We start from the raw sequence: 16,317 nt of genomic DNA, 5'->3' as shown, positions 1-16,317 counted from the left end.
CCTTACAGCTGCCACCCTTACTCTATGTAACTGATTAAGCGGGGCCGAGAATGATAAAACCACCAGTCGCCAAAAAAATACCTTATGAGATGACGCTTCACGGCGAAACATGCGTCGATAATTACTACTGGCTGCGTGATGATGAACGCTCCAATACCGAAATGCTCGATTATCTCCATGCGGAAAATGATTACGGCAAAGCCATTATGCATACGCAGCAGGCGTTGCAGGATAACGTGCTGAAAGAGATTGTTGACCGCATCCCGCAACAGGACCATTCCGTTCCTTACGTGAAAAACGGTTTTCGTTATCAGCGCCGCTATGAAGAGGGCAACGAATACGCGCTTTACACCCGCCAGCCGGAACAGACCGCTACGCCGGATCAATGGGACATCCTTGTGGATGGTAATCAGCGTGCTGCCCACAGCGAGTTTTATACGCTGGGTGGCTTAGGCATCAGCCCCGATAACCAGACGATGGCGCTGGCGGAAGATTTTTTGTCTCGCCGCGTGTACGGTATTCGCTTCTGTAACCTGGCAACCGGCAGCTGGTATCCGGAAGTGCTGGAAAACGTCTCCTCCAGCTTTGTCTGGGCTAACGACAGCCAGACGTTTTACTACGTGCTGAAAGATAAACAGACGCTGTTGCCATGGCAGGTCTGGCGTCACCGGTTAGGCACTTCGCAGCAGGATGACGAGCTGGTTTATGAAGAGAAAGATGACACTTTCTATGTCAGCGTGCACAAAACCACGTCTGAACACTTTATCCTGATCGCGCTTGCCAGCAGCACAACCAGCGAGATTTTACTGCTGGATGCCGAATTCGCAGATGCTAAACCGCAGGTTTTCAGCCCGCGCCGTAAAGATCACGAATATACAATCGATCACTATCAGCACCACTTTTATGTCAGATCGAATCGCGAAGGAAAAAACTTCGGTCTGTACCGAACCGACCATTTCAATGAACAGGAGTGGGAGACGGTAATTGCTGCTCGCGACCATATCAGGCTGGAGGATTTCGCGCTGTTTGCAGACTGGCTGGTGGTGGAAGAGCGGCAGCGAGGGCTGACCAGCCTGCGGCAAATTAACTGGCAGACCGGGGAAGATTTCGGGATTGCCTTTGACGACCCGGCGTACGTCACCTGGCTGGCGTATAACCCCGATCCGGCGACCTCAAAACTCCGTTACGGTTATTCCTCAATGACCACGCCCGATACGCTGTTTGAAATGGATATGGACAGCGGAGAGCGCAGGATATTGAAGCAGTCTGAGGTAAAAGGATTTGATCCAAACCGTTACCGCAGCGAACATCATTGGATCAAAGCGCGTGATGGCGTGGAAGTGCCGGTTTCACTGGTTTATCACCGAGAGCATTTCAGGCCAGGAAAAAGCCCGATGCTGGTTTACGGATATGGTTCCTACGGCAGCAATATGGATGCCGATTTTAGCGCCAGTCGCCTGAGTTTACTGGATCGTGGCTTTGTTTACGCCCTGGTTCACGTGCGCGGCGGCGGAGAGCTGGGCCAGGAGTGGTATGAAGATGGCAAATTGCTGAATAAACTTAATACCTTCCATGATTTTATTGACGTCACTAATGCGCTGGTGGAGAAAGGATATGGCAATCCTGAAAAGCTCTATGCGATGGGCGGAAGTGCAGGCGGCCTGCTCATGGGTGCCGTTATCAATATGGCGCCGTCACGCTTCCATGGCGTAGTCGCGCAGGTGCCTTTCGTGGATGTTGTCACCACCATGCTGGATGAAACTATCCCGCTGACGACCGGAGAATATGACGAGTGGGGCAACCCTGCTGACGAGCAGTACTATCGCTACATTCGCCAGTACAGCCCTTACGACTGTGTCAGCGCGCAAAGCTATCCGCATATGCTGGTGACGACAGGCCTGCACGATTCCCAGGTACAGTACTGGGAACCCGCGAAATGGGTGGCGAAACTGCGCGACATGAAAACCGATGAGAATCTGCTGCTGCTTTGCACCGATATGGATGCCGGGCATGGCGGAAAATCGGGGCGCTTTAAATCATACGAGGGCGTCGCGCTGGAATACGCATTCCTGATTGGCCTGGCTCAGGAGACGCTGACCACGGCCAACACACATTAATCTGCCGACAACGCCCGCTCCATTGCGCTGCGCAGGTCGGGTTTCAGATCCGGGATATTTTTCAGCATCCATTTGAGATAGCCCGGATCGCGCTTCACGACATCATCAATCCGGCTGCCGCGATACTTCCCGAAGGGAAAAGTGGCGCTGGAACCCCGAACCTGCATCCGGCGAACCATCTCAGCGGCATCCCAACCTGAAAATTCCATGATGCGGATCAGCAGCGCGGCGGTAACGTAGCAGTCATACAAAGCACGGTGAGCATGCAGCCCGGCAGGAGGGGTGACATTCAGCTGTAATGATTCACGCAGCGCCTGATTACCGTATTTTTTACCCGGCCACAGCCCACGCGCCAGCGTCATGGTGCAGATCCATTCACCGTGCATTTCGGGCAGCATGCGGCGATCAAAGCTGGCATTGTGGGCCACATAATAAGGACTGCCGTGATAGCGACTGACAACCTGTTCTATTGGCGGCTTGCCCATCACCATCGCTTCGGTGATGCGGTGAATCGCCATTGCCTGACGACTGATTGGGCGATCCGGGCAGATCAAATCGCTCATCGGATTGACGATTTTGCCGTCAATCACGTCGACTGATGCCACTTCAACAATGCCACCCTGTAAACCACAGGTTTCGGTGTCGATCACGCGTAACATATTTCGTCCTTCTCAATAAACCAACGGCTAGCGTAACGAATGCACCTCTCCTTGCCAATCTTTACCTGTACGGCGGGCGATGACCAGCTGCTCGCCGTTGCCGCCCTGTACTATCCGGTTGCCGTTTTCATCCCATAACGCGCTTTTTCCGGCGCTCTGATAGCCGCCGGTAGGCAAGGCATGGTTGGCCATCATCACCGCCATTTTGTATTCACGGGACCAGCGGGCCAGGTACTCGCAATCCTTTTCGTAGCCGTTCTCAGAGAGCAAAACGCTGGTGGCATAAAGATTAGCGCCACGGCTGGCCGCATCGGCAGCGAACTCTTCTACCGCAATATCAGCACAGATTGCCAGCGCAACATTATGGTGCTGATAGCCGAACAGCGGCACGCTTTGACCCGCCTGGAAAAAAGCCTGCTCCTGAGGAACAAGGTTACGTTTGCAGTAGGCGAGACGCGTCCCTTCCGGCAAAAACGTCAGGGCGCTGAGGCGGATTTCATCCTCATACAGCAGCGGCAAGCCGGTCACGATAGCCATTTTATGCCGCGTCGCCGCCTCGGCTAACACATCCAGCCTGGCATCGTCGACAGGCATTGCCAGATCGCTGGCTATCTCCAGTTCGTAACCTGTGATGGACAGCTCCGGGAAAATAACCAAATCAACGCGCTGTTCAGCCGCCTGATTAATAAAGTCAAGATGATGCGAGATGTTCCAGTCAACATCTCCCGGACGCGAGCCCGATTGTGCAGCAGCGACACTCCAGACAGACATATATTCTCTCGTAGGACGGTTTAAGGCGATATCTCAACCGAAGCGGGAGGGAAAAACAAGCAAATTAAGCGAAATTCAGCGACTATTTTTGCCTCGGTTCGTAAGGTAACCGCGACAGACTCAGCGACGCCTGTCGGTAACTCGCCAGGCGCTGGCGGAACCATTCACGCAACGCCTCGGGCTGCTCGCGCTCCACCATTTCGGCCACAACTGGCATGTTATAACGCTCTTTGAAAGCCACGCCTGCCGCTGCCAAATCCACATTTACCTTGTCTTTCTCTTCCTGGGTCAGTTCGGCCAGATTGTAATTCATAAAAATCTCCTGATAATCGCCGCAAAAATAAAGCAGTCGCGAACGTTTCGCAAGCACGATGAGGCGCTCAGGTTGTTAACGACTCGACACCTTATTTTAAGCGGAGTATTCTTTCGGCCTTACCGCAGCTCAGGGCTGCTTTGGTCAGGATGATACGATTTATGCGTAAGTTCTCTATGGTTATGGCGCTGGCATTTGCCGCTGCCGCTTTCTCTCAGCAAGCTTCTGCTCACGCCCACCTCAAAAGCCAGTATCCCGCGGCGAATGCGAACGTTACTGCTTCTCCGCAGGCGCTAACGCTGACTTTTTCTGAAGATATCGAACCGGCTTTCAGCGGCGTGGAAATCACCGATGGTAACAATCAGGCTATACCGCTGGCGAAAGCCGCCCGTGCGCCAAGAGAACATAATCAAATGATTGTGCCTTTGGAAAAACCGCTGACCAGTGGACATTATCAGGTCAGCTGGCACGTGCTCTCTGTGGATGGGCACAAAACGCAAGGGAACTATACCTTCAGCGTGAAGTGAGATGTCACTTAGCTTCTTTTATATTCTCTGTCGCTGGCTGCATTTTACTGCGCTGATGACGCTTGCTGGCGGCAGCCTTTATACCGCGCTGCTGGCTCCTGCACGCTTCAGAGAAACGCTCACTGGCCGGTTCCACCGTTTGCTCACTCTCAGCGCGTGGGCTGCGCTGGCCACTGCGATTCTGCTGCTGGCTGCGCAGACCGGGCTGATGGGCAACGGCTGGCAGGATATCAGCAATCTCAGCGTCTGGCGGGCGGCAGCGCAAACGCGCTTTGGTCAGGCATGGCAATGGCAACTGCTGATGGCCGCCGTTAGCGTTGCCGCGCTTCTGTTAAAAGGACGCGTACAACAATTGACGTGGTTGTTTAGCGCAGCAGGACAGTTGGCCGGCCTGGCTTTTGTCGGGCACGCGGCCATGCTGGATGGCGTGGCAGGCGGCATTCAGCGAGGGATCCAGATCGTACACTTACTCTCAGCGGCCTTCTGGGCGGGGGGGCTGTTGCCGGTGCTGTTATTGATGCGTGAGGCACGGCAGCTGGCGACGCGTTATGATGCTATCCGTACAATGATGCGCTTTTCCAGCTGGGGGCATCTTGCCGTCGCGCTGGTGATTATTACCGGTATGCTTAACGCGATGATACTGCTTCCCGAATGGCCTCCGGCCCATTTGCAACCTTACACTATGCTGCTGCTCGCCAAGACATTGTTGGTGATGACGATGTGCGGCATCGCGCTCTATAACCGCTATTCACTGGTGCCGCGTTTTCAGCGTAGCGGCGCGCGGGCGCAGCACACTTTTATGCTTACCACGCTGGCAGAAGTTTTTTTGTCTGCGCTGGTATTGCTGCTGGTCAGCGTCTTTGCCACGCTCGAACCCGCCTGATTTTATTGACCGCCTGGTGCACAGGCGTTATTCAGAGAGAGATCGTAATATCATGAAAAAATTGGCCAGTTTACTGATCGCATTAAGTTTTTGTTCCAGCGCGATGGCGGCGGAAATCATCACCGTCAGCCGTTTTGAAATGGGAAAAAACAACTGGGCGTTTGATCGGGAAGAGGTGATGCTCACCTGTGCGAAGGGCGGCGCGCTTTTCGCTATCAATCCCAGTACGCTGGTGCAGTATCCGCTGAACGACATCGCGATGCAGCTGGTAAAAAGCGGACGGGCGAAAGCTCAGCCGATTAGCGTGATTCAGATTGACGATCCTCAGCAGCCGGGCCAGAAAAAGAGCCTCGCACCCTTTATCGAGCGCGCTCAAAAGCTGTGTGACTGACTTGTGCTCTGCCGCCGCGTGACTATTTACGCGGTAGCAGATCCCTCCGGGTATTTCCCAGCCGTAATCATTTCTGCCGTTACGATCACAGAGTCATCATCTTCCTCTGGCCCTGTTTACAACTGGCTGGAAAATCCTCACGTCTGTACTACCTTTTAAAGGGCAAGGCGACATCGCCTGCATAAATGCCAACTTTTAGCGCACGGCTCTCAACGAGCCATTTCCCTGGACCAAAGACAGGAATCGTCTTTGGTCTTTTTTTGGTTGGGGTTTTAAAACAGTCACTTATAGTTAAATCAATCACTTAAAACGCATCCTGTTGTACCGTATTACTCCCTGTAAGAACCTATGTAGACACTTTGTAGTCACTTTTTTGGACCATTCTCGCTAGCGGATTATTGGTCACAGCCTCTTCCAGATGGTCGGGTGCGAAGTGCGCATAACGCATGGTCACGCGGATATCGGAATGCCCTAAGATGCGTTGCAATACCACGATATTACCTCCGGCCATCATAAAGTGACTGGCAAAGCTGTGACGCAGAACGTGGCTCATCTGGCCTTCTGGTAAGGTTATTTCGGCCAGACGTATCACCCGGTAAAACTGCCGATAGCACTCTGAGAAAAATTTCCCTTCCTTATCTTTAAGCTCGTTATACAAACTATCCCCAATAGGAACCGTACGGTTTTTCTTGCCTTTGGTGTTGATGAACGTGATCTTGTTCGGGGATATCTGACTTGCCTTTAGTCCTGCGGCTTCACTCCAACGCGCACCGGTAGAAAGACAAATTCTGACTATCAGGGTTAGCTCCGGGTTGCCGTGCAGTTCGCAAGCTGCAAGCAGACGTAAGATTTGAGCGTCAGTGAGCCAGGACATCTCCTTTTCAGGATCGTCAAACTCGCGGATATTTTTAAGCGGGTTGGGGTAGTCGATTTCCCCCAGGCGTTCCAGTTCGTTAAATACCGCTCTTAAAAAGCAGTGCTCACGATTTACGGTACCGACTTTAACCTTCAAGGATTTCTCACTGGTTTTATAGCCGTTCTCAATTTGCCCGTTTAACCGCCTCTCGCGATAGTGTGCCCAGTCTTTAGCAGTTATGGAGGTAGCAATCGGATCGCCCAGACCTCGACAAATAATATGGAGTTTACCCAACCGGCCTTTTTTGTCGCCCAGCGAGCAGCCATGCAGTTTGTACCACAGGCTGATTAATTCGCTCAGTTTACGGCTGTCTTCTTTCTTGCCGAGCCAGGGCTTATCTTTTGCTTCCTCGACCTGATAGCGTTCATAAGCAATCGCTTCGGCACGGGTTTTAAACGTTTTCCTGATGCGCTTACCTTCGCGCCCGTTCGGGTAGAAGTCGCATAACCACTTGCCGTCTGTCTGTTTTCTGATTGCCACGATGCCGCCTGAAAAGAAAAACGGTAAAAATACTGTATGTAAAACCAGTATTCAATGTTTGATTTGCTTGTTTTAAACATATAAAAGGTTAGCTGCCTATTAAATAAGCAACTTTATCTTTAGCTATAGATAAACTTTCCTTAAAATTCCATAATGTTTCGCTTACCATGGATAGGCTATTTAAATAAAGTTTAATGAGGGGAGCTTGATGGACAGTACGAGTTTGACTATTTATGAGTTTTTTTTGGGGATTAGCATATTTATCTTTGCAATGATACGAACCGGTGGAATATCTTTCCTGTTAAGGTTCCTTTTTAAAATTCTAAGGGTTAAATTTAATGATGGGAGAAATGAAAATATTAATAACGAGATATTCGATATTCAGCTATATAGGCTAATTAATGGAATATATGTAGAAAAGTATGAAGAGATATATTTTATAGAGGAGAAAAGGAAAGAAGGAAAGCTCAAAAATATTTCATTTCTCTTTGCTGGTTTTTTTGGCCCTGTAATGAAAGGCAAATTAAATGCTATAGATTATATAGCCGTAATCGGTGCCGGTGTAGCATTTATGCTTTTGTTCATGATTACAGCTAATGCATCAAGTGAATACAAAAATGGATATGCTACCTACAGATTTGAGAATGATGAGTACATGTTTATAAATACAGAAAGGGTGCTGGATCCTTACAAAGGAAATCAAGAGGTAAATTGTCACGATCCTCGTGTAGTAATAAGTGGGGGGAAGAACTATAAAGAAACATGCGATTATTTACTCAATCAGGGTAAGGATAGAAAAGATATAATAAGTTCAGCGATAAAGAATAATGCTCAGCAGAAAAAAACATTCGTTAGTATGGCTGCGTCTTTTCTTATTTTACTATCTATAACCGTAATTGGATTCATAAATTATAGGGATTCATCCCAAAAAATAATGAAACTGAAAGAGCAAGAAATAGGTACGATTTAAAAATCGGTAAGTTGCTTATGAAGCCCGCTTTCGCGGGCATAATCAATGGAGTAGGGAAGGCTGTTGCGCGTTATGGGTAAAGATCGGCACCTTGTTAGTCTGACCAGGTGAGACAATCATTCCCGCTATGCTTTCATGCGTTTTGAAAGTGCAGCTGCAGTTGATGTTCTGGCACTGGTGATAGCGCTCTTTAGTTTCACGTGAGATATAGCGGCTGCTTTTGGCATGTGCAGCGGTCTGGCAAAGTGGGCAATGCATCATTGTCGAATTAACCTTTAAAAGCGAAGCGGGGTAGGGGGTGTTTGGATTTTGCATAATCAAACTTTAACTTGCAAATTTTAATTTATGTTTATGTTACCCTGTTCCACTGTCTTCCGCTTCGTACTCAACATCAGATAAAAGCACCTCAAACTCCAGCGCCGTTGTGTAGCCGCTGCCGCTCAGGCTGTGCGTTACCTTGCTGATTAGCCACGGCTGCGCATCGATCACCGCCTTAAACCCGCTGACCTTTACCGGCGTTTCGGGGAAGAGATCCGCGCGGCCCATTGCCAGCGTCAGCGAAAACTCGGCAACGCCGCGCTGCAGCTTGTCCCACTTCGCCTTCGCCGCCCGCATCGCGGCGGCTTTGGTGGCGTAAACCGTGGTCAGCGTAAACACGTTATCTTCCGTGCCGGCCAGATAGTCGCCCTCCTTTGCCTCCGGGGTTTTGGTGGCGGTGGCCTTTTTCTTTCTGGCCGCCGGATGCTCCAGCGCGCGCAGGTGCTTTTCCTTCGGCTTGCGCTTCACCCTGACCTTCTTCGGCTTCGGGTCTTTGGTGTGCAGCCAGCTGGCCAACACGCCGGTATACGCGCCCCGGTCGGCAATGCTGAAGCTGTGCCGGTCGCCGTCCTGTCGCGTAATGTTCAGCTGCGGGATCGGTTTGCCGCTGGCCGTCACGCCGCTGCCCGGACGCAGGAACAGCAGCTTTCCTGCTTTCACGGCGGCCACCGCGCCGTACAGCGTGGCAAGCCGCGTCAGGAACGCCGCGTCGGTTTCCTGCGTCTGGTCGATATGGCTCACTGCCTGCGTGGCGAAGCCTGCGGCCAGCACGGGGCTTAGCTTGTTGCGCTCCGCTACCTGCTTCACGACCTCGCCCAGGGTGGTATCGTGATACGACACTTCACGCCGGGAATTCAGCGAGCCGCGAAAATCCGCGCTCCTTGCCCGAATGGTCATGGTATCCGGCGCGCCGTGGTGTTCCACTTCATCTACCGTAAACTCGCCCTTGCCGATCAGCGCCTGGCCTTTCCAGCCGAGAAACAGCTTAATCACCGCGCCGCGCACCGGCATCGCCAGCAGCCCGTCGGCGTCGTCCAGCTCAAGGTCGAGCTGGTCGGCCTCAAAGCCCCGGTTATCCGTCAGCGTCAGCGAGATAAGCCGGTCGCGGATATTGGCCGTGACGTCCCTGGAGTTGACCGACAGCATAAAGTCCGGGGCCATCTGCGCGCCCGCCTGTATTGCCATGCTGCTGATACTCATGACAGCAGCCCGCCCACGGTTGCGGCGGCGGTTTTCGCCTGGCTGATTGCCGACGCGACCTGGCCCGGCAGGCTGCCCGCGCCGCTTATCAGCCCGTCGGCCTGTTTCTGCAGGTCGCCGTACATTGAGGTTAACGACTCGTCGACGCGCTTCAGGCTCAGCGTGAAGGTGATTTTCAGCGCGCAGCCGTTGCTTAAAAACTCGCTGTGCGAGGCGGAAAAGTTCTCCGTCACGTACATCCCGTAAATGGTGCCGTTACCGCCAATCAGCGGCCACGCCCGGCCCTCGTCGGCCAGTAGCTTAAAGCTCAGCAGCGAGACAGCGCCGCCCGTCACTTCCGGGCGCAGCTCGCCGGTCAGGGTAATTTTCTCATCGCCCACGCCGAGGAACTGCGCCGACGCCCGCTGTCCGACGCGGCTGTTAGTAGGCCAGCGGTAGTCGATATTCTGCTGCATGTCCGAATAGGGCAGCGTCTGGCGCATAAACGGCAGCAGCCCGTAAATCATCATCATGTTATTCCCATCCCATTTTGCTGCGCTGCTGCGCCTGGCGTTTGCGTTGCTCGCGGGCCTGATGCTCCGCCATCAGCGCCAGCGCGTCGTCTTTGGTCATGCCCGGATGCATGTGAATATCGTACTGGTAGCTGTTCTGGCTCTGGTCGCTGTAGCCACCCGCCGCCGGTGACGTTACCGGGTTGTAAGGCGGGGCAGTGTCGGCCAGGCTCCACGGCAGGCCGTTCGGCGCGACCGGGTCGTGTTTATCCTTCGGATTGTTCGGATCGCTTCCCGGCTGCTTGTCCTTCAGGTCTTCGGACTTGCTGTCGATAAGGTGCAGCTTTTCCAGCATCCAGCTGATGCCGTTTGTAAGCTGCTCAAGCGCCTTGCCGGGTATCTTCAGCCCCTCGGCCAGCGCGTTGCCGAACTTTTTCCCCATATCGCCCGCGCTTTTCAGCTCCGCCTGCGTGGACTTCACCGGCTCCAGCAGCTTCTTAAACCAGTTCCAGGCGGCCTTTATCTTGTCCGTTATCCAGTCAAAAACAGGCTTCAGCGGCCCGAAAGCCTCGCTGATTGGGCCTATCGCGGCCTTAAAGCCCTCGGCCACGCCGCCCATAAATGCCTTAATCGGCTGCCAGTACTTACGGATAAGCAGCGCTCCTGCCACCACGGCGGCCACCACGGCCACGACCGGCCATGAAATCAGCCCCATTTCCGTTACGATAGCCTCGCCCGCCCTGGTAAAGGCGGTACGGAGCAGGCCCGCGCCGCCGATAAGCGCATTAACGCCGGTAATCACCGGCCAGGCGACAAGGCCAATTGCACCAATCGCGCCCACTAAAACCAGCCCCGCCGTGGCGGCCAGGGCCATCCCCTTTGCCAGCATTGGGTTTTTCTGGATCCAGCCGTCCACGTTCAGCAAAAACTTTGTGGTCTGCTTTGTCAGCGAGCGCAGGGTCTTATCAAGGCCGTCAAACAGGTCGGTGCCGATAGCCTCTTTGGCAGACTGCAGTTCTTTAAGATCGCCGCCGAGGTTGTCCTGCTGCACGTTGACCAGCTTCGCCGTGCTGCCGTCCGATCCCTGAAAGGTTTTCGTCAGTTTGTCCAGCTCACCGCTGGCGGCGGATTTCATCAGCGTGACGGCTGCCGACGCGGCCTCCTCGCCGAAGATGGTCTTCAGGTATTCCGCCTGCTGGGTATCGCCGAGCCTGTTTTTATCAAAGGACTTTTGCATCTCCTTCAGGATGGTGAAAAACGGCCGCAGGTTGCCCTTGCCGTCGGCGGTCTTTACGCCCAGCTCTTTTATTGCCTTGAACGCCTCGCCGGTCGGCCCCTGCACGCGCAGCAGCATGGCACGAATGCCCGTACCGGCCATGCTGCCGGTAGTGCCGTTATTTGCCAGCGCGCCAATCATGGCCGCCGTCTGCTCGGCGCTTACCTTCGCATTTTTCGCCACCGACGCGACGTAGGGCATGGCGTCGCTCAGGTCGTCGAATTTGGTCGCGGTTTTGTTGAGCGTCGCGGATATCACGTCGCCCAGGTGCGCGACCTCGCTGTTAGCCAGCCCGAACGCGTTTTTCGTGCTAATTAAAAGCTCGGCGCTTTCCTCCATCGTGCGATTGTTCGCCAGCGACATATTCAGCGTAACCGGCGTGGCCGCCTTAATGTCGTCAACGTTCGCGCCCGATTTGGCGATAACGATTTGCGCCTGCGCGGCATCGTTGGCCGAGGCCGCCGTGTTGTCGCCGATGCTGCGTGCCTGGGTGCGCAGCGACTGAAAGTCGGCGGAGTTTTTATCAACGCCGAGCGTCGCCTGCAGCGTGGAGTTGGCCAGCGCAAAGTCGTAGCCCGGACGCAGAACGGAAGAAGCCGCGACCACGCCAACCGTGGCGGCACCGACACCGGCCGCGCCGACGTTGCGCATCTTCGCCGACAGTTCCTGGCCCTTGCGGTAGCGCTCGCCGGTCTGGTTCAGCCGCTCCTGCTGCTGACTCAGGCGCTGCAGCTCCATTTTCTGACGGCTCAGGCTGACGGTCGCCTGGGCGGCGGCGGTTTTGAGCCGCTGCTGCTCGCTGCCGAGGCTTTTGGTGGAGATCCCGGCGGCCTTCAGCGCCTCGCGCTGCTGCTGCACCGACAGGCGCAGGCTGTTGCTTTTGGTCTGCAGCGCGCTGGCCGCCTGCCGGGCTTTTTCCAGCGCGCGGGCCTGCGCCGTGGTGGGCTTTTCGGTATTTTTAAAGGCCACGGCCAGCGCGGCCGCTTCTGCCTTCGCATCCTTAAGGCTCTGCTGCGTGACGGCCAGCTGCGCGCTTGATTTGCGAAAGCCGTCAATCTTCGCTGCCTGCGCGTCCAGTTCCTTCAGGCTGCTTTGCGCGTCGCGGATGCCGCCCGCCAGCGCCTTGGTCTGGTTCTGGATAGCCTTAAAAGGCCGCGTCGCCTGATCCACCGCCTTCAGCAGCACCTGCAACTTAAGGTTATTCATCGGTTTTTACTCCGCTGCGAATGATGGCCTTGTGCCGCCAGTCGATAAGCTCGGCCAGCGGCATGGCGTACATTTCAGACGGCGGCCAGTGAAACACCGTCGCAATGTCCGCCATCAGGTCGTTAACGGTCAGCGCTCTGGGCCAGCTTACGCGTCCGACTTCGGCGACAAAAAACCGATCACCTTACCGGCCAGCGCAATCAGGTCGGCCGGGTCGAGGTTCAGGCATTCCGCTTTTGTCAGCGCGGGCAGGGTGATGCGCGGCAGCACGGTAATCAGCGCGTCCACGTCCGAGCCTGCAAGGTCGGCAAGGCGGGTGCCGCGCAGCGCGCCGGAGTTGGGCTTAATCACCTCAACGGTACTGATTGCCTGCTCGCCGCGCATCATCGGGGTTTCCAGGGTAACGACGTTTTCTTTGTTTTCCATGATTGTTCTCTCTGCAAAAGGGGGATAAGGCCAGCGCCGGGCGCTGGCGGTCAGTTAAACGAGGCCGATATTCTTGCGGCGCTGCTCCAGACGGTCGGTGCCGTTGACCTTCTCCACCATGTTGATGGTGTCGATTTCGATCAGCTCCTTGCCGTTAAAGGCCATCTTGTAATAGGTGCATTTGGTGGTGATTTTGGTTTCCGTGTCCTCGCCCTGTTTGGCCTCGCCAAAATCAAACGCCTGGTGCTTGCCGCGCACCTCAATCTCTACCGGGATTTCCTCGCCGGTATCGTCGCGCTGGTACGAGCCGGTAAAGCGCAGCGGTACGGACGTCGCGCCCCACTGCGTCAGCACCAGCTCGTCGATACCGCCGATGCTCCATTCCATATCCAGCGCGTCGTCGTCCAGGCCCATATCGATATGCGCCGCGCCGCTCATGCCGCCGCCCCGGAACGGGTCAAGCTTGCGGCTCAGCTTCGGCAGCGTGACGCTGGTGACGACGCCCTGATAGCTGTTGGCGTCGTTAAAGAGGTTCATCCCCTTGAGTTTTCGTGGCAGTGCCATTTATCCGGCTCCTCAGCTGTTTACGGATGCGGCGAAGTTCGCCAGATATTTGTCGGTGATGCGCTGGCGCAGGGTTAAATCTTCCAGCGGCGGCACCGGCGTGTAGTCGTAGTCAATCGACAGCTTGCCCGCCTTCAGCGTGTCCTTGTCGTTGGCCGCCTCGTCATACCAGCACGATGCGCCCAGCAGATAACCGGCGTTGACCAGCTCGCGGAACTTGGCGTTGATGCCCGCGATAATCTCGCGCACCAGTACCGGCGTCAGCGGCTTATCGTTGGCCCACATATGCGCCTCGGCCATCGTGTCGGCCAGCACCTGCGCGGTGCGGGTGTAGTTCTCAAAGGCAAACAGCGGATCGTCGCTGCAGGTGCGGTTTCCCCAGAAGCGAAAGCCGTCCTTGCGGATAAGCGTGGTCACGCAGGCCTCATTCAGCAGATCGGCGTCGGTGCCGGTCTGCTGCAGGTCCCAGAAGACGCCCGCAGAAATCCCGGTGACGCCGTTCACGCCGACGTTAGAAAGCGTTTTGTGCCAGCCGGTGTCGTTGTCGATTCTGGCGCGCAGGCCCAGCGCCCGCGCCGTGGCGTACGCGGTTTCAGACGCGTTGGCCGTGGTGTTCCAGGCAATGAAATCCGGCCAGATAACCATGATTTCGCGCTGGCTGAAGTTCTCGCGGTATTTGCGCGCGTCAGAGACGGTTTTACAGTTCCAGGCGGAGACGTAGCAGAAGGCGCGCAGCTGCTGCGCAATGCTGGCAAGTGCGGTCGCCACCTCCGGCGAGTCGAGGCCCGGCACGCCGAGAATGCGCGGCTTGACGTCAAGCTGGGTCTGCGCGCTTAACAGCGCCTTCATGCCGGTGTACTGGCCGTTCTCATCGGTGGTGCCGATGATATTGGAAATGGTTTCCGCTTCGGTCGCGCCTTCGGCCACGCGCACCACGACGGTAACGGGCTTTGACTGGTCGGCAATCGCCTGCAGGGACGCGGCCAGCGTGCCTTTTTTACCGGCTTTGGCGATACCGGCCTGCACGTTGGTTAACAGTACCGGCGTGTTCAGAGGGAACGTCGTCGCATTGGCGTCGGCGGCGGTACAGACCAGCCCGACAATCGCCGTGGAGACGGTGGAAATGGTGCGCGTGCCGTCGTTGATTTCGACGACGCGGACACCGTGATGATAATCAGACATCTGATGCACTCCGTTAAATGGGTGCGCTCAGATTGTCAGGTCAGACTTAATGGTGCATGCAATAGAAATTTGCTGATGGATGAACAAAAATAATCATACGGTTTGAAGTATCTAGTGCAATCAACTTCCCACCAGTTTAATATCTATAGCTGCGTCAGCTTATCCGTGTAAAAAATTAGTATATTTCACTCCTGTATTCCGCATAGCTACAATTGAAGATTACCCTAACCCCACCGTATAAAATCCAACCTACACATGGAGTTAAAATGTCAACAGATAGAATTAATTTACTTGGAGATTATGAGTTTTTCGGTGAATTCTTCCCAGACAAGAACACAAAGGAAGGTCGATTTCCAGGCGTCATAAAATACACACCTTATACAGGATTGAAGCTTGAATACTCTTTATCAAATGAAAAATCACCGCAAGAATGTGAACGTCTTTTTGGGATATTAAGTAACGGTAAGCTATGTACGCTGATCGGTCCATTCAATTTATCCTCAGGGACAAACTATGTTGGGGAATTTTTTATAAGAACAGGTACACATAGTTTCCCCTACGCAATATTTGGCGATTTTACAGAAGAATTAGACTTAATTGAATACTGTGATTTTAATTTCAATGGAATGCAAGAATTCATGCACCCTCAAAATTTCTTGCACCAATATGAGTTTAAAGAAGAAATAACCGGGAAAGCTGAAAGTCATGGGTGGGAAGTACAAATTAGAAATAAAGCAACTTTTTTGCGAGCTGATAAAAATTTAAGTAACTTAATTCACTCAAAGGACGATGACGCACTGAATGAGTTTAAATATCACTTTGATAGTATCCGCGAGAAATATCCACAAGCTTCATTTTTGCTTCGAAAAACGCTTGAGTTTTTCTTTAGACTATCTAAAGAAAGCGATGTAACAACCAATGATATCATTCTTGGGGTAATTAAAGTAACATCGCTTTTTAGTATTTTGATTGCTAAGCCAATTTTCCCAGAGGAGATTATCTTAAAATTTCTTGATGAAAAAATAAAATCGTGCTCTGTACTATTTGGGCTAGGGTTAGAGCAACGAACCTTTGAATTAGCTCAGGAAAACGTGAGCCATTTTTACACCCCTTTAAATCTAAGAGAGATTAATTTTGAAACAACGCTAGGGAAATGGTTTGAGATAGCAGACGCTTATAAGGTACTCTCTATTTCATATCGATACGAAACGGGAATGAGAACATTAAATGAAGCCTATGGGGATATCATTCTTTATGCAACTTTAATCGAGGATATAAACAAATCATTAGGTGGAGTGCCAAAAGAAAAATATGAAAAACCTTTTAATGAATATGCTTCAAGTAGAATGCGCTCGTTCTTTTGTGGGATTTTTTCAAAGTATAACAGCGATTCAATTGGTGATAATATCGCCACCTTGAGAAACGAACTTGCCCACATAGGTCGACCTAAAGTCCTTATGAATAAATTAACAACTCAGGAATATATTCGCATAGGTGATATATTAAGGCTTATTGTAACGGCACATCTTTTTCGTCAACTTGAAATCAGCTTGGAGCTTATACATACATACATGGATAAAGAGATACCTAGATAAAAATAAATTTTACAATTATTGCTTTAAAAAAC

General features: G+C 53.1%; 18 protein-coding genes. 6 read left to right on the top strand and 12 right to left on the bottom strand.

The features are described 5' to 3' along the window. The first annotated feature begins 53 nt into the window (after nt 1-53). A complete protein-coding gene (locus EHV07_RS12780) occupies nt 54-2,117 on the top strand; it encodes a prolyl oligopeptidase family serine peptidase (RefSeq protein ID WP_147200615.1) in 2,064 nt (687 codons plus the stop codon). On the opposite strand, the gene exoX is transcribed toward EHV07_RS12780, so the two are convergent. The 3 genes from exoX to EHV07_RS12765 form a co-directional block, all read right to left on the bottom strand. Further along, nucleotides 2,114-2,776, bottom strand: a complete 663-nt coding sequence (gene exoX, locus EHV07_RS12775) for an exodeoxyribonuclease X (protein ID WP_147198423.1) — start codon at nt 2,774-2,776, stop codon at nt 2,114-2,116. The two genes, EHV07_RS12780 and exoX, sit on opposite strands and share 4 nt — an antisense overlap. A gap of 27 nt (nt 2,777-2,803) precedes the next feature. After that, nucleotides 2,804-3,547, bottom strand: a complete 744-nt coding sequence (locus tag EHV07_RS12770; protein ID WP_147198422.1) for a carbon-nitrogen hydrolase family protein — start codon at nt 3,545-3,547, stop codon at nt 2,804-2,806. 82 nt (nt 3,548-3,629) lie between these two features. After that, the gene (locus EHV07_RS12765; RefSeq protein WP_147198421.1) at nt 3,630-3,860 is read right to left on the bottom strand and encodes a DNA polymerase III subunit theta; all 231 of its coding nucleotides are present in this window, start codon (nt 3,858-3,860) and stop codon (nt 3,630-3,632) included. A gap of 161 nt (nt 3,861-4,021) precedes the next feature. On the opposite strand from EHV07_RS12765, the gene yobA reads away from it, so the two are divergent. From yobA to EHV07_RS12750, 3 genes are read left to right on the top strand one after another with little or no spacing between them, the layout of a single operon-like run. Then, nucleotides 4,022-4,387 carry a CopC domain-containing protein YobA gene (yobA, locus tag EHV07_RS12760; protein WP_147198420.1) on the top strand — a complete coding sequence of 122 codons (366 nt, stop codon included), beginning with the start codon at nt 4,022-4,024 and terminating at the stop codon, nt 4,385-4,387. A gap of 1 nt (nt 4,388) precedes the next feature. Continuing rightward, nucleotides 4,389-5,270 carry a copper homeostasis membrane protein CopD gene (gene copD / locus EHV07_RS12755; RefSeq protein ID WP_147198419.1) on the top strand — a complete coding sequence of 294 codons (882 nt, stop codon included), beginning with the start codon at nt 4,389-4,391 and terminating at the stop codon, nt 5,268-5,270. 52 nt (nt 5,271-5,322) lie between these two features. Continuing rightward, nucleotides 5,323-5,661, top strand: a complete 339-nt coding sequence (locus EHV07_RS12750; protein ID WP_147198418.1) for a YebY family protein — start codon at nt 5,323-5,325, stop codon at nt 5,659-5,661. 346 nt (nt 5,662-6,007) lie between these two features. On the opposite strand, the gene EHV07_RS12745 is transcribed toward EHV07_RS12750, so the two are convergent. After that, the gene (locus tag EHV07_RS12745) at nt 6,008-7,057 is read right to left on the bottom strand and encodes a tyrosine-type recombinase/integrase (RefSeq protein WP_147198417.1); all 1,050 of its coding nucleotides are present in this window, start codon (nt 7,055-7,057) and stop codon (nt 6,008-6,010) included. Nucleotides 7,058-7,265: 208 nt separating this feature from the next. On the opposite strand from EHV07_RS12745, the gene EHV07_RS12740 reads away from it, so the two are divergent. Continuing rightward, the gene (locus EHV07_RS12740) at nt 7,266-8,027 is read left to right on the top strand and encodes a hypothetical protein (protein WP_147198416.1); all 762 of its coding nucleotides are present in this window, start codon (nt 7,266-7,268) and stop codon (nt 8,025-8,027) included. A 42-nt stretch (nt 8,028-8,069) separates the two neighbouring features. Here the strand turns inward: EHV07_RS12740 and EHV07_RS12735 are convergent, their stop codons facing one another. From EHV07_RS12735 to EHV07_RS12700, 8 genes are all read right to left on the bottom strand, one after another. After that, the gene (locus tag EHV07_RS12735; RefSeq protein WP_147198415.1) at nt 8,070-8,288 is read right to left on the bottom strand and encodes an ogr/Delta-like zinc finger family protein; all 219 of its coding nucleotides are present in this window, start codon (nt 8,286-8,288) and stop codon (nt 8,070-8,072) included. Nucleotides 8,289-8,381: 93 nt separating this feature from the next. Next, nucleotides 8,382-9,545, bottom strand: a complete 1,164-nt coding sequence (locus EHV07_RS12730; protein ID WP_147198414.1) for a phage late control D family protein — start codon at nt 9,543-9,545, stop codon at nt 8,382-8,384. Further along, nucleotides 9,542-10,057 carry a phage tail protein gene (locus EHV07_RS12725; RefSeq protein ID WP_147198413.1) on the bottom strand — a complete coding sequence of 172 codons (516 nt, stop codon included), beginning with the start codon at nt 10,055-10,057 and terminating at the stop codon, nt 9,542-9,544. Before EHV07_RS12725 ends, EHV07_RS12730 begins: the two co-directional genes overlap by 4 nt. Before the next feature lies 1 nt (nt 10,058). Then, nucleotides 10,059-12,518 carry a phage tail tape measure protein gene (locus tag EHV07_RS12720; RefSeq protein WP_147198412.1) on the bottom strand — a complete coding sequence of 820 codons (2,460 nt, stop codon included), beginning with the start codon at nt 12,516-12,518 and terminating at the stop codon, nt 10,059-10,061. Then, a complete protein-coding gene (locus EHV07_RS12715; protein WP_125287881.1) occupies nt 12,511-12,633 on the bottom strand; it encodes a GpE family phage tail protein in 123 nt (40 codons plus the stop codon). The genes EHV07_RS12720 and EHV07_RS12715 overlap by 8 nt, the downstream gene beginning before the upstream one ends. A gap of 32 nt (nt 12,634-12,665) precedes the next feature. Next, complete coding sequence (locus tag EHV07_RS12710) at nt 12,666-12,944, bottom strand: phage tail assembly protein (RefSeq protein WP_147198411.1); 279 nt, start codon at nt 12,942-12,944, stop codon at nt 12,666-12,668. A 54-nt stretch (nt 12,945-12,998) separates the two neighbouring features. Continuing rightward, a complete protein-coding gene (locus EHV07_RS12705) occupies nt 12,999-13,508 on the bottom strand; it encodes a phage major tail tube protein (protein ID WP_147198410.1) in 510 nt (169 codons plus the stop codon). Nucleotides 13,509-13,520: 12 nt separating this feature from the next. Continuing rightward, nucleotides 13,521-14,690, bottom strand: a complete 1,170-nt coding sequence (locus tag EHV07_RS12700; RefSeq protein ID WP_147198409.1) for a phage tail sheath protein — start codon at nt 14,688-14,690, stop codon at nt 13,521-13,523. A gap of 266 nt (nt 14,691-14,956) precedes the next feature. Here EHV07_RS12700 and EHV07_RS12695 point away from each other — a divergent pair, with 266 nt between their 5' ends. Then, nucleotides 14,957-16,285 carry a HEPN domain-containing protein gene (locus EHV07_RS12695; RefSeq protein WP_147198408.1) on the top strand — a complete coding sequence of 443 codons (1,329 nt, stop codon included), beginning with the start codon at nt 14,957-14,959 and terminating at the stop codon, nt 16,283-16,285. Nucleotides 16,286-16,317 lie beyond the last annotated feature (32 nt).

The sequence above is a fragment of the Pantoea sp. CCBC3-3-1 genome, assembly GCF_007981265.1.
Taxonomy (GTDB): Bacteria; Pseudomonadota; Gammaproteobacteria; order Enterobacterales; family Enterobacteriaceae; genus Erwinia.
Note: the sequence above shows the minus strand (reverse complement) of the source record. Positions and strands in the feature narration are given on the sequence as shown.